At 75.7% G+C, this 12676-nt stretch carries 12 protein-coding genes; 6 read left to right on the forward strand and 6 right to left on the reverse strand.

Annotated features, from left to right (window positions below):
- The first annotated feature begins 217 nt into the window (after positions 1-217).
- The gene (locus ACZ6J5_RS10730; protein WP_469389916.1) at positions 218-1354 is read left to right on the forward strand and encodes a winged helix DNA-binding domain-containing protein; all 1137 of its coding nucleotides are present in this window, start codon (positions 218-220) and stop codon (positions 1352-1354) included.
- A 203-nt stretch (positions 1355-1557) separates the two neighbouring features.
- Here ACZ6J5_RS10730 and opcA read toward each other — a convergent pair whose 3' ends face one another.
- From opcA to ACZ6J5_RS10745, 3 genes are all read right to left on the reverse strand, one after another.
- Positions 1558-2469, reverse strand: coding sequence for a glucose-6-phosphate dehydrogenase assembly protein OpcA (gene opcA / locus ACZ6J5_RS10735; RefSeq protein WP_469389918.1), 912 nt, complete (start codon positions 2467-2469; stop codon positions 1558-1560).
- A 95-nt stretch (positions 2470-2564) separates the two neighbouring features.
- Positions 2565-3506 (reverse strand): NADP-dependent oxidoreductase, encoded by a 942-nt coding sequence (locus tag ACZ6J5_RS10740; protein ID WP_469389920.1) that lies wholly within the window; start codon positions 3504-3506, stop codon positions 2565-2567.
- Between the two features lie 4 nt (positions 3507-3510).
- The gene (locus ACZ6J5_RS10745; protein ID WP_469389922.1) at positions 3511-4077 is read right to left on the reverse strand and encodes a DoxX family membrane protein; all 567 of its coding nucleotides are present in this window, start codon (positions 4075-4077) and stop codon (positions 3511-3513) included.
- A 190-nt stretch (positions 4078-4267) separates the two neighbouring features.
- Here ACZ6J5_RS10745 and ACZ6J5_RS10750 point away from each other — a divergent pair, with 190 nt between their 5' ends.
- The 3 genes from ACZ6J5_RS10750 to ACZ6J5_RS10760 all read left to right on the forward strand — a co-directional run bounded on the left by ACZ6J5_RS10750 (position 4268) and on the right by ACZ6J5_RS10760 (position 6978).
- Positions 4268-5677, forward strand: coding sequence for a M20/M25/M40 family metallo-hydrolase (locus ACZ6J5_RS10750; RefSeq protein WP_469389923.1), 1410 nt, complete (start codon positions 4268-4270; stop codon positions 5675-5677).
- A complete protein-coding gene (locus tag ACZ6J5_RS10755) occupies positions 5674-6273 on the forward strand; it encodes an HdeD family acid-resistance protein (protein ID WP_469389925.1) in 600 nt (199 codons plus the stop codon). Before ACZ6J5_RS10750 ends, ACZ6J5_RS10755 begins: the two co-directional genes overlap by 4 nt.
- Before the next feature lie 282 nt (positions 6274-6555).
- Complete coding sequence (locus tag ACZ6J5_RS10760) at positions 6556-6978, forward strand: DUF350 domain-containing protein (protein ID WP_362483473.1); 423 nt, start codon at positions 6556-6558, stop codon at positions 6976-6978.
- A 16-nt stretch (positions 6979-6994) separates the two neighbouring features.
- Here ACZ6J5_RS10760 and ACZ6J5_RS10765 read toward each other — a convergent pair whose 3' ends face one another.
- The 3 genes from ACZ6J5_RS10765 to ACZ6J5_RS10775 form a co-directional block, all read right to left on the reverse strand.
- Positions 6995-8212 carry a serine hydrolase domain-containing protein gene (locus tag ACZ6J5_RS10765; protein WP_469389927.1) on the reverse strand — a complete coding sequence of 406 codons (1218 nt, stop codon included), beginning with the start codon at positions 8210-8212 and terminating at the stop codon, positions 6995-6997.
- A gap of 200 nt (positions 8213-8412) precedes the next feature.
- Complete coding sequence (locus ACZ6J5_RS10770; RefSeq protein ID WP_469389929.1) at positions 8413-8874, reverse strand: hypothetical protein; 462 nt, start codon at positions 8872-8874, stop codon at positions 8413-8415.
- A complete protein-coding gene (locus tag ACZ6J5_RS10775; protein ID WP_469389931.1) occupies positions 8871-10307 on the reverse strand; it encodes a WGR domain-containing protein in 1437 nt (478 codons plus the stop codon). Before ACZ6J5_RS10775 ends, ACZ6J5_RS10770 begins: the two co-directional genes overlap by 4 nt.
- 187 nt (positions 10308-10494) lie before the next feature.
- Here ACZ6J5_RS10775 and ACZ6J5_RS10780 point away from each other — a divergent pair, with 187 nt between their 5' ends.
- Positions 10495-11586 carry an SPFH domain-containing protein gene (locus ACZ6J5_RS10780; protein ID WP_469389933.1) on the forward strand — a complete coding sequence of 364 codons (1092 nt, stop codon included), beginning with the start codon at positions 10495-10497 and terminating at the stop codon, positions 11584-11586.
- A 132-nt stretch (positions 11587-11718) separates the two neighbouring features.
- Positions 11719-12648 carry a M23 family metallopeptidase gene (locus ACZ6J5_RS10785; protein WP_469389935.1) on the forward strand — a complete coding sequence of 310 codons (930 nt, stop codon included), beginning with the start codon at positions 11719-11721 and terminating at the stop codon, positions 12646-12648.
- Positions 12649-12676 lie beyond the last annotated feature (28 nt).

Below are 12676 nucleotides of genomic sequence, written 5' to 3' on the forward strand. Positions count from 1 at the left end.
GTTCCCCCTGGGACGGTGCGTTGTGGAGCGGTCGGCGCGCCCCCGTGGGCGACGCGCGTAGCGACCCTACGAGCTGCGGCGACGGGGAGGGAAAGGGTCGGGGGACGACGGCGCGTCGGCCCGGCCCCGCCCCACGCGGGGCGGCGGCGGGCGCGCTCGGGGAGACTGCCCGGCACCTCGGGGGAGAATGCCCGGCATCTCGGGGAGAATGCCCGGCATGAAGATCACCGCACGTGGGCTCAACCGCGCCGCCCTGGCCCGCCAGCTGCTCCTGGAGCGCGCGCCGCTGGGCGCGGCCGAGGGCGTCCGGCGGGTCGTGGCGCTCCAGGCGCAGCACCCGGGTTCGCCGTACGTGGCGCTGTGGAACCGGCTGGACGGGCTGGATCCGGCCGAGGTGGACGCGGTGTTCGCGGGGCGGGAGGTGGTGAAGGCGACGCTGATGCGGATCACCCTGCACGCGGTGCACGCCGGGGACTACCGCGTGTTCCGGGAGGCGCTGCAGCGGACGCTGTACGGGACCCGGCTCGGCTACCGCTTCGCCGCGACGGGGCTCACCCCCGCCGAGGGCGAGGAACTCGTGCCGGGGCTGCTGGAGTTCGCGGAGCGGCCGAGGACGGTGGCGGAGCTGCGCGGCTGGCTGGCGGAGCGGGTCGGGGAGGAGCGGGCGGAGGGCGCGTGGTGGGGGCTGCGGGCGTACGCGCCGCTGCACCACCAGCCGACCGGCGGGCCCTGGTCGTTCGGGCAGCGCCCCTCGTTCGTGGCGTCCGGCGGGGCCCCGGTGACCGGCCGGGAGGAGCCGCCCGAGGCGCTGCGGGAGCTGGTGCTGCGCTACCTGGCGGGCTTCGGGCCCGGCTCGGTGGCGGACGTGGCGCAGTTCGCGATGGTGCGGCGGGGCCCGGTGCGCCAGGTGCTGACAGAGCTCGGCGACGGTCTGGAGCGGCTCGAAGGGCCGGACGGCACGGTCCTGTTCGACCTGCCCGGGGCGGTGCGGCCGGACGGGGAGACGCCCGCCCCGCCAAGGCTGCTGGGGATGTGGGACAGCGTCCTGCTGGCGTACGCGGACCGCGCCCGGGTGATCCCGCCGGAGTACCGGCGGGCGGTGATACGGGTCAACGGGGACGTGCTGCCGACGCTGCTGGTCGACGGCTACGTGGCCGGGGTGTGGCGGCCGGCCGAGGGCGGCATCGAGGCGCGCGCCTTCCACTCCCTTCCGGCGGGCGCGTGGGAGGGGCTGGCCGGGGAGGCCCGCTCGCTGCACGCGCTGCTCGCCTCCCGCGACCCGGCGCTCTACCGCCGCTACGACCACTGGTGGCCCAAGCTGCCCGAGGGGCACACGCGGCTGCTGCCGGGGTAGCGGCGGGGGCGGGAAGGCGGGGCCGTCCGTCACGGCGCCCCCGGGGGGCGCGCCGATGGCGTGGTTCCGCACCCGGCACGGCCCCTGACGGAGGGGCTCCGTCGGGCGGGCTCCATCGGGACGGGCCCCATCAGGCGGGCCCCATCGGGCGGGCTCCATCGGGACGGGCTCCATCGGGCGGGCCCCATCGGCCGGGCGCCCGGCTACCCCCCGTACCGCAGCGCCGCGGCGTACGCCTCGTCCGGGTCGAGGCGGCGCAGCTCCTCGGCGATGAGCTCGGCCGTGGTGCGCACCTTGAGGGCCATCACGCGGCTCGGCTGGCCCGGGATGGCGAGGTGGGCGACCGGGCCCTCCGGGCGGTCGATGCGGATCTCGCCGTCGGGCGTGCCCATCCGGACGGCCGTGACGACCGGGCCGTCCGTGACCACCCGCTCCACCGGCACGTCGAGCCGGACGCCGAACCAGCGGGCGAGCAGCTCGGCGCTGGGGTTGTCGGCCTCGCTCTCGACGGCGGCCGAGACCACCGTCGCGCCGGCCTGGTCGAGCGCGGCGGCGAGCAGGGAGCGCCAGGGGGTGAGCCGGGTCCAGGCGAGGTCCGTGTCGCCGGGGGCGTACGAGGCGGCGCGCGCGGCGAGGGCCGCGAGCGGGTCCTCGACGGCGTAGGTGTCGGTGATGCGGCGCTGGGCGAGCGAGCCCAGCGGGTCGCGGGAGGGGACCTCGGGGGCGTCCACCGGCCACCAGACGACGACCGGGGCGTCCGGCAGCAGCAGCGGCAGCACGACGGAGTCGGCGCGGGTGCCGAGCTCGCCGTGCAGGCGGAGCAGGACGGTCTCGCCCGCGCCCGCGTCGGTGCCGACCCGGACCTCGGCGTCGAGCCGGGTCTCGGCCCGGCCGCGCGGGGAGCGGGCGTGCCGCTTGATGACGACGAGGGTGCGGGAAGGGTGTTCGCGGGAGGCGTCGTTGGCCGCCTTCACGGCGTCGTAGGCGTTCTCCTCGTCGGTGACGATGACGAGGGTGAGCACCACGCCGACCGCCGGGGTGCCGACCGCGCGCCGGGCCTCCAGGATCGTCTTGTTGATCTTGCTGGAGTTGGTGTCCGTGAGATCGATCTTCATGGCCGGCGCCCGTTCCTTCCCTCGCGTGTCCGCATGGTCTCCCCCTGCCCTCCCGTAGGTGCCAGCACCGGGAGGGCTCCGGATCTTCCCGAACACTATCGAGCCGGCGCGTCCTCTCCGACCGAGAGGACCAGCTTGCCCCGGGTGTGGCCGCCGGCGCTGAGCCGCCAGGCCTCGGCCGCCTCGGCCAGCGGCAGCACCCGCTCGACGGGGACGGTGAGGCGGCCCGCGTCGGCGAGGGCGGCGAGGGCCGCCAGGCCGGCCCCGTCGGGCCGCACCCAGACGTAGTGCCCGCCGAGCGCGGCGGCCCGGTGGTCGGCGATGGAGGCCAGCCGGGCGGGCGAGCCGAGGAGGTCCAGCGACGCGTCGACCGCCTCGCCGCCCACGAAGTCGAGCGCCGCGTCCACCCCGCCCGGGGCCAGTTCCCGCACCCGCTCGACGAGCCCGGGGCCGTACGCGACGGGCTCGGCGCCCAGTTCGCGCAGGAAGGCGCGGTTGGCGGGGCCCGCGGTGCCGATGACCCGGGCGCCCCGGGCGACGGCGAGCTGGGTGGCGAGCGAGCCGACGCCGCCGGCCGCCGCGTGCACCAGCACGGTGTCGCCCGCGCCGACGCCGACCCGGTCGGCGGCCTGGAGGGCGGTGAGCCCGGCGAGCGGCAGGCCCCCGCACTGCGCCCAGTCGAGCGCGCGCGGCCGGCGGGCGAGCATCCGGACCGGGACGGAGACCTTCTCCGCGTAGCCGCCGCACTCGGCGCTGTCCTTGCGGATGTAACCGAACACCTCGTCGCCCGGGGCGAACTCGGTGGAGTCCAGGCCGTTGCGCTCGACGACCCCGGCGACGTCCCAGCCGGGGATCAGCGGGAAGTGGGTGACCATCAGGGGGTCGAGGCCCCCGGCGGCCATCTTCCAGTCGACCGGGTTGACCCCGGCGGCGACGACCCGGACCAGCACCTCGCCGGGGGCGACCTTGGGGTCCGGGAGCTCGGTGAGGGCGAGGTCCTCGGGACCGCCGTACCGGGGCATGGTCATGGCCCGCATGGGCTCAGCCCTCCGGGTCCGGGGCGGCCTCGTGCACGGGTTCCGGCTCGGGGCGCGCCTGCGCGTCGGCCTGGGCCTGGGCCCGGCGCCCGACGACGGCGGCGGCGGCGAGCGCGGTGCCGACGAAGGCGACGGCGACCACCCAGGGGCGGTCGAGGACGTGGCAGGTGGCGTGGTCGAGGGAGTAGCGGCCCGCGCCGGCGACGCCGATGGCGGCGGCGGTGAAGCCGAGGAAGGCGGGGTACTCGTAGCCGCCGCCCTGGGCGAAGAAGCCGGCCGGGGCGTGCACGGCGACCGCGCCCGCCATGGCGCCGGCCGCGGCGGCCCCGGCCGCGGGGGTGGCGAGGCCGAGGGCGAGCAGCGCGCCGCCGCCCGCCTCGCCGAGCCCGGCGGCGATGGCGCTCTCCCGGGCGGGCGAGAAGCCCATGGCCTCCATGCCCTGGGCGGTTCCCTCGATGCCTCCGCCGCCGAACCAGCCGAAGAGCTTCTGTGTGCCATGGGCGGCCAGGACGGCGCCGGTGCCGACCCGCAGGACGAGCAGTCCCAGGTCGCGGCGGTTGAGCGGGGTCATGGGGTCTCCCGGTGCGTGACGGGGTCGCGGCGGGTGCGGCGAGCTCCACGGGCGCTCTCCACTCTGCTCCGGACGGCGGCGGGAGCCGCTGCGATACTCGGCCGTTCAGGTCATTTTTGTCATGTTTTGCGGCGTTCGCCGTGTGTTGCTTTAGTGAGAGCGCAGTCACCCGCCCGACGGAAGGGGCCGCATGACAGCCGATGCGCCGGAGACCGCCGCCCTGCGCGCGAAGGTGCGCGCGCTGATGCCGCGCGCGAAGGAGGACCTGACCGCGCTGGTCGCGATGCGCTCGGTCGCCGACCCCCGGCAGTTCCCGCCCGAGGAGTGCGCGCGGGCCGCCGACTTCCTGGTGACGGCGTTCACCGAGGCGGGGCTGACGGACATGCGGCGCGTCACCACCCCGGACGGCAGCGACGCCGTCGTCGGGCACGCCCCGGGCCCCGAGGGCGCCCCGACGGTGCTGCTGTACTGCCACTACGACGTGCAGCCGCCGCTGGACGACACGGCCTGGCGCACCCCGCCGTTCGAGCTGACCGAGCGCGAGGGACGCTGGTACGGGCGGGGCGCCGCCGACTGCAAGGGCAACATCGCGATGCACCTGACCGCCCTGCGCGCGCTCGGCGGCCCGGACGGCGAGGGCTTCCCGGTCGGCCTCAAGTTCGTCGCCGAGGGCTCGGAGGAGCAGGGCACCGGCGGGCTCGAACAGTTGGTGCCGAGGCATCCGGAACTCTTCGCCGCCGACGCCCTGCTGATCTGCGACACCGGCAACTTCGCGCGCGGCCTGCCCACCGCCACCACCTCGCTGCGCGGGCTGGCCACCGCGGTGGTGACCGTCTCCACCCTGAAGGGGGAGATGCACTCGGGCATGTTCGGCGGCCCCGCCCCGGACGCGCTCGCCGCGCTCGTGCGCATCCTGGACAGCCTGCGCGACGAGGCGGGCAACACCACGGTCAAGGGCCTGCCGGGCGAGGGGAGCTGGGCGGGCGTCGCCTATCCGGAGGAGCGGTTCCGGACCGACGCCGGCGTGCTCGACGGGGTGTCGCTGCTGGGCACCGGGACGGTCGCCGAGGAGCTGTGGGCACGCCCGGCGGTGACGGTGCTGGGCATCGACTGCCCGCCGGTGGTGGGCTCCTCGGCCGCCGTGCAGGCGAAGGTACGGGCCCGGGTCAGCCTCCGGGTGCCGCCGGGCACGGACGCCGAGGAGGCACGGGCGGCGCTCGGCGCCCATCTGCTCGCGGCCGCGCCGTGGGGCGCCCGGGTGGAGGTGGAGTACGAGAGCGCGGGCCAGCCCTTCGAGGCGCGCACCGACGGCCCCGCCTACCGGGCACTGGCCTCGGCGCTGGGCCAGGCGTACGGGAAGGACATGGTCCGGTCGGGGCAGGGCGGTTCGATCCCGCTGTGCAACGTGCTGGCCGGGCGGTTCCCGCAGGCGGAGATCGCCCTGATCGGCGTCGAGGAGCCCGGCTGCCTCATCCACGCGCCCAACGAGAGCGTGGACCCCGCCGAGATCGAGACGATGGCGCTGGCCGAGGCGCTGTTCCTGCGCACGTACGCGACCGCCCTCGGAGGCGGCGCGACGAGGAGTGGAGTGAGGTCATGACACAGACGGACGACCGTCCCGGACGGGACGTGCCCCCCGGGCCGCTCGGGCTGCTGGCCGGGCTCGCCTGGCAGGCGACGCTGATCGCGGGACTCCTCTCGCTGGCGCTGGGCGTGATCGTGCTGGCCTGGCCGAAGGCCACGCTGACCGTGGTCGGCGTGCTGTTCGGCATCTACCTGCTGGTCAGCGGTGTGCTGCAACTGGTCGCCGCGTTCGGCACGCACGCCCGGACCTCGCTGCGGGTGATGGCCTTCATCAGCGGCACGCTGGGCATCCTGCTGGGCCTGTTCTGCTTCAAGGGCGCCACCCAGTCGCTCCTGCTGCTGGCGCTGTGGATCGGCATCGGCTGGCTGTTCCGAGGCATCATGCAGACCGTGGCGGCCGCCTCCGACCCGATGATGCCGGCCCGGGGCTGGCAGATCGCGCTGGGCGTGATCAGCGCGCTGGCCGGTGTGGTGCTGATCGTCTCGCCGCTGGAGTCGGTGGCGGTGCTGACGGTCCTCGGCGGTGTCTGGCTGCTGGTGGTGGGCGTGGCCGAGATCGTGACCGCCTTCATGGTCCGCTCCCGCGCGAGGCAGATCCCGCCGGGCGTCTGACCCGGCACGGATCCGGCCGACGCGGTACGGACCCGGCTGTGCGCGGCGCGGCCCCGGCCGGGCGGGCACGGACCGGGCCGCCGCTCGGCGCGACCGCCACCGGGCACGAGCGGCGCCGCTCGGCGCGGGCCCGCCGCCCCGGCGGGGGATGCGGAGCCACGGGGCCCCGGCCCGCCCGGCCGGGGCCCCGGCGCGCTGCGCTACATTTTTCCGGTTCCTTGACCGCGACCGTTCACGCTTCCCGAGCGTGCGCGATCCCCCTGCCCCGGAGCCGGCATTCCCATGAGCGACATCGTCAACGGCCTCGGCCGGGCCTCCGCGTACGGCGCCCTCGGCGTCGTCCTGCTGATCCTCGGCATCTTCCTGATCGACCTGCTGACCCCGGGCAAGCTGGGCCGGCAGATCTGGGAGGAGCGCAACCGGAACGCGGCGGTGCTGCTGTCCTCCGCGCTGCTCGGCATCGGCGGGATCGTCTTCACGTCGATCTGGACGACCTACGAGGACTTCGCCAAGGGCCTGGTCTCGACGGCGGCGTTCGGGCTGCTGGGGCTGGTGATGATGGCGGTGGCCTTCCTCGTGGTGGACCTGGTCACCCCGGGCCGGCTGGGCGCCACCCTGGTCGACCCCGAGCCGCACCCGGCGGTCTGGGTGACCGCCTCGTGCAACCTGGCCGTCTCGGCGGTGCTGTCCGCCTCCATCGCCTGAGCCCGCCCGGCGGCGCTCAGCGCGGCGGGATCGCCCCGGCGTAGACGTGGTCCGGGGTGACCACCTCGGTGATCGCGCGGGCCAGCAGGGTCGACGGCTCCTGGCCGCCGGAGAGCGAGTCCGTGGTGAGGAGGACGACCAGGGTCGCCTTCCGCTCGGGCAGGTAGACGGTGACGGTCTCGTACCCCGGCAGCGAACCGTTGTGCCCGATCCAGCCGTTGGTGTTCAGGATGCCGAGGCCGTACGCGGTGCCCGGGAAGCCGGTCGGCAGCGTCTTCAGGCGCTGGGCCTGGGTCTCGGGGCTGAGCAGCCGCCCGGTGGCGAGGACCTCCGCCCAGTGCCGCAGATCGCGCAGGTTCGAGGTCATCCCGCCGGCCGCCCAGGCCCAGCTCGGGTTCCAGTCGGTGGAGTCCTCGACCGCGCCGCTGAGCGTCTGGTTCGTGTAGCCGTGGGCGTGCGGCTCGGGGAACTCGGCGCCGTACGGCAGGGCCGAGTCCTTCAGGTGCGCCGGGCGCAGCACCCGGTGCCGCAGCACCTCGGCGAGCGGGCGTCCGGTGACCTTCTCCACGACGAGCCCGAGCAGCACGAGGTTGGTGTTGGAGTACTGGAACGTCGTGCCGGGCTTCGCGGTGTTCTCGTGCTTCAGCCCGTACCGCAGCGCCTCCCACGGGGTCCACTGGCGCCGGGGCTCGCTGAGCAGCGCCCGCACGAAGTCCTTGTCGGCGGTGTACGGGTAGAGCCCGCTGCGCATCTCGGCGAGGTGCCGCAGGGTGATGCGGTGCCCGTTCCTGACGCCGTGGACGTACTTCGCGATCGGGTCGTCGAGCCCGACCCGCCCCTCGTCGACGAGCTGGAGGAGCGCGGTGACGGTGAAGGTCTTGGTCTCGCTGCCGATGCGCACGTAGGTGTCGGTGAACATCGGCTCGCCGGTGGCCTTGTCGGCGACGCCGGTGGCCCGCACATAGCTGCCCCGGCCGGGCATCCAGAGCCCGACGACGACGCCGGGGATGCCCGCCCGCACGCGGACCTTCTCGATGGTCCTGTCCAGTTCGGCGGTCAGCTCGGGGCCGAAGCCGTCCGGCGGGCAGTCGTCCCCGCCGGTGCCACCGGCGCCGGGCGCGGGCGCGCTCGCCGCGTGGACGGCGGTGGCGGGGGCGGCGGCCACCGGGGCCAGCACGGACGCCACCAGAAGCGTCGCGGCCAGCAGCCGGCGGGAGGGCGTACGTCGTCGCATGGGGGTGGCTTCCTCCGGGTCACGGGCACGGACGCCCAGAGGAACACCGCCCCCGTCGCCCGGAGGCGGCGCCGCCGGGCGTGTTCCGGGAGTCCACCCGATCGGAGCCGCCCACGCCCGCCGGGCGGCCCCTGTCGGTCACGGGGCCGTCAGGCGCGGTCGATGAGGAGCGAGGTGACGGCGGTGCAGGCCCCACGGCGTCAGCGAGTCCCGCCCGGCTCCACCTCCAGGAAGTGGCGGCGGCGCGGGCCCCGGTAGAGCAGGGCGTCCCAGCCGAGGCGGTCGAGGACGGCCGCGCAGGCGGTGAGCGCGCGCTCCTCCTCCCGGGCGGCGCCGGAGCCGGGCGGGCCCAGCCACTCGACCACGGCGGTGCCGGGCCGCTCGCCGGGCGCGACCCGGTAGCCGGTGGCGGTGCGGGTGCCGGCGGCGTCGAGCGCCGAGGGCGGCTGCCCGGCGGCCTCCAGGGCGATCGCGACGGCCCGCACCGGGCGGGCGCGCTCCCACTCGGCGGGGCTCGCCGCCGGGTCGCCGCCCCGGGGGTTGGCCAGCCGCCGGATCTGGAGCAGCCCGTCGAAGGCGGCCCGGACCTCGCGCGAGCGCTGCTCCGGATCCCGCCCGGACGGCGCGGGCCCGTCCCCCTCGGCCGCCTCGAAGGTGCTCACAGCAGGCGCCGGATGTCGCCTCGGACCCGGTAGAAGCCGCCCGACGCCGGGTGCAGGGCGTCCACGACGTAGCGCGCGCCGGGCTCCCTGATGGCGCGGGGGAACTGCACGTTCCACCCGGTCTCGTAGCCTTCGGTGACGACGTGGACGCGGGTCCGGCCGCCCTCCTGGACGCACTCGACGACGACCGATCCGGCGGGCGCCGAGCGGACCGCGTCGACGGCGGCGACGGTGGTCGCCGGGGCGTACGTGGGCAGGGCGGCGGCCAGCTTGATGTCCTGGGCGACCGGGACGGTGCCCTGCTGGGCGGCGGCGATGGCCGCCTCGCTCGCGTCCACGCAGAGCAGCGAGCCGTCCGTGGTCACCAGGTACAGGCGCTCGTCGCGGTACTGCATGGAGAGAGCCGAACCGCCGCCGGTGCCCAGCTTCCAGAGCCGGGTGCCGTCCTCGGCGAAGCAGTAGACGGAGGACGCGTTGTCCCCGGCGAAGACGAAGCGGCCGCCCGGCGAGGTCGCGCACGAGTAGACCGGGCTGTCGCAGCCGTAGACCGCCTCGGTGCGGCCGTCCTTCTTGGCGAGCCGGTGCACCTTGCGGCGGGCGGTGCCCGCGTAGACCGCGTCCTGCTCCTGCCAGCCGAAGAGCACCCCGCCGTCGGCGGGGGTGTGCCACAGCTCGCCTCCGCCGTCCGGGGCGTAGGCCGTGACGCCGGCGCTGTCGCCGTAGTAGACGCCGCCGGAGTCGGCGCGCACCATCCAGGCGTGCTCGCCTCGGCCCGCGCGGGACCACTGGTGCTCGTCCTCGTGGTCGATGACGGTGAGCCGGCCGGAGCGGTCGGCGACGTCGAGGACGCCCTCGTGGATGTCGAGCCAGAAGATGTCGACGTCGGCGGCGATCTCGTAGGCGGCGAAGGGCAGTTTGGAGGACAGGTCGTAGACCCGGCCGTCGTCGCAGCCCGCGTAGATCCAGAAGTCGTCGGCGACCAGGCACTTGACGCCGTCGGGGAGGCTGAAGCGGGCGTGCACCTCGCCGCCGTGGCCGAGGGTGAAGACCTCGCCCGCCTGGTTGCCCACCCAGCAGCGCTCGTCGTCCACGTGGATGCCGAAGGCCGCGGAGCCGGTGCGGAAGCGCCACAGGACCGGGGCGACGGCGCGGGCGGTGGAGGGCGCGGAGCTGACGGCGCGGCGGCTGACCGCGCGGGCGGCGCGCTCCCCCTGGACCGCCGGCGCGTACCCCTTGCGGGCCTTCTCCCCTATCTTCTTCGCCGCGGCGGCCCGCGCCTTCTCGACGGTCGGGAAGGTCGAGGTCTGCGTCTGGCCGGCCGCGCCGATCCGTCCGTAACGGACCGACACCACCGTGCCGTCGACCGTCACTTCGTAGAACTTGTGCGCGCCGCCGCCGTCCTGCGACAGCTCCAGATAGGTCTTCGTCGTCATGTCGAGAACGGTAGGGGGGACCACTGACAACGGCCCCCGGGACGGGGTCCGGTAGCGGGTCCCGGGACCAAAGTCCGTCCGATTCGGGACCTTCGCCACGGCAATTCGGACATTAACCCCTGTGACCATGGTTCGGAAGATCATCAGACACGTCGTCACCTCCACGGGGGACGGCCGGAAGGGCCACATGACCGAGCGACAGAAGCGGCCCCTGCCCGTACGCGCGCGCTGGCACGCGGACGGCATACCGATGGACGACCTCTTCCGGGCCGACCCCGCGGCGCCGACCGCGACGCTCCCCGCGCTCCCCCGGACGCCCCGTGCCCAGGGCCGCCCCGCCCGCCCGGAGCCGGAGGACACCCGGGACGGCCCCTCGGGCCTCCCGCTCCGCCCGCCGCCGGACGACCCCGAACTCGTGGAGCGCCGCGGCCCGGCGGCCCCCGGCTGGCTCGCGGTCCTCGTGGGCCTGGGCGCGCTCGGCTGCGCCGGGACCCTGCTGTGGCGGTCCCGTCCGCTGCGCTCGGTCGAGCTGCCCCCGTGGGAGTGGGCGGCGCTCGGCGGCTGCGTCGCCCTCGCGGTGCTCGCCTTCGGCGGGCTGACCCGCGGCCGGACCGGCTCCGCCTGGGTCCTCTCGCTGTTCGGCCGCTACCGGGGCAGCGTGCGGCGCACCGGTCTGGTCTGGATCAGCCCGTTCGTGCTGCGCCGCCGGATGGACGTGCGGCTGCGGCACTGGCGCAGCGAGCCGATCCGCGTGGTGGACGCGGAGGGTTCGGCGCTGCGGGTGGTGATCCTGGTGGTGTGGTCGGTGAAGGACACCGCGCGGGCCCTGCTCGCGGTGGACGACCACCTCGACTACCTGCGCGAGCAGGTGGAGGCCGCGTCCGCGCGGGTGCTGTCCCAGCTCCCGGCGGACGCCTTCCGGGGCGACGGGCCCACGCTGCGGGACGCGGAGGCGGTCGGCGGGACGCTGACCCGGCTGCTCGCGGCCGAGTGCCGCCCGGTCGGCATCGCCGTCTTCTCGGCCCAGCCGACCCGGATCGAGTACGCCCCCGAGGTGGCGGCGGCGATGCAGCGGCGGCAGATCGCCGCGCTCGACGCCAAGCACCGCGACTCCGTGCTGAGCAGCGTGATCGACGCCGTGGACGACACGGTGACCCGGCTGACCTCCCGGGGCCTGGTCGAGCTCGACGACTTCGAACGCCAGGCCCTGGTCAAGGACCTGACCGTGGCCTTCTACACCCGGCGCGGCGGCGGCACGGCCGACGCGGGCCGGGTGTAGCCGGGAGCGGCCGCGAGGAGCCGCGCGCACCGGCCCCTCTCCCCCTCCACACGCACAGACCTTCCCCCCACCCATCCCATCCCATCCACCTCACCGATCTCGGCGACCCCACCGAAGAGAGCGAGCGCACCCATGGAGCTGCGACCCCCCGAGTTCACCGACGAGACAGCCGACTCCGCCTGCGCGTGCGCGGGCTGCGCGGCGGCCCGGACGGCCGCCCGCGCGGAGCGCGGCGGCACCGGCGCCCTGCGCGGGGTGCGCTGCGCGGTCGTCGCGACCGTCGGCGCGGTGGCCCTCGCGGGCACCGGCGCGGGCACGGCGGCGGCCGAGCCCGCCCCCTCGCACGCGGGCTGGGACGGCTCGCGCTACTGGTTCAAGAACGAGGCCGGCCAGTGGCGCTGGACCAGCCACCAGTCCACGTACGCCCAGCGGACCGGCGCGACGGCCCACAAGGCCCCTCGGCAGCACCGGCGCCCGGCCGGTGAGCCGGTCTTCCCCGGGCGGCAGGGCTGGGAACCGGCGTACCGGGTGTACTGGTTCAAGAGCGGCGGCCACTGGTACTGGACGAGCCACCAGGAGAAGTACGAGCGGCGCACCGGCGCCAAGGGCGGCGGCCCGGCCGGGAGTTCCCCGGGCTCCTCGTCCCAGGGCAGCGCGCGCGGCTGGACGGCGCCGGTCTCCTCGTACCACTTCACCGGCTACTACGGGCAGCGCGGCTCCTGGTCGAAGGGCTACCACACGGGCCAGGACTTCGCGGTGCCCACGGGCACCACGGTCCGGGCGGTCGGGCCCGGCCGGGTGGTGCACGCGGGCTACAACCGCAGCTACGGCTACGAGGTGGTGATCCGGCACGCGGACGGGCGCTACAGCCAGTACGCGCACCTCTCGCGCATCGACGTGTCGGCGGGCCGGAGCGTGTCGGGCGGGCAGCGGATCGCGCTGTCCGGGGCGACCGGCCGGGTGACCGGCCCGCACCTGCACTTCGAGGTGCGCACCACGCCGTACTTCGGCTCGGACGTCAACCCGCTGGCGTATCTGCGGGGGCACGGCGTGCGCGTCTAGAGCGTGTCTCCTTGACCGGTGATTCTCG

Source organism: Streptomyces sp. NPDC042100 (assembly GCF_055582325.1).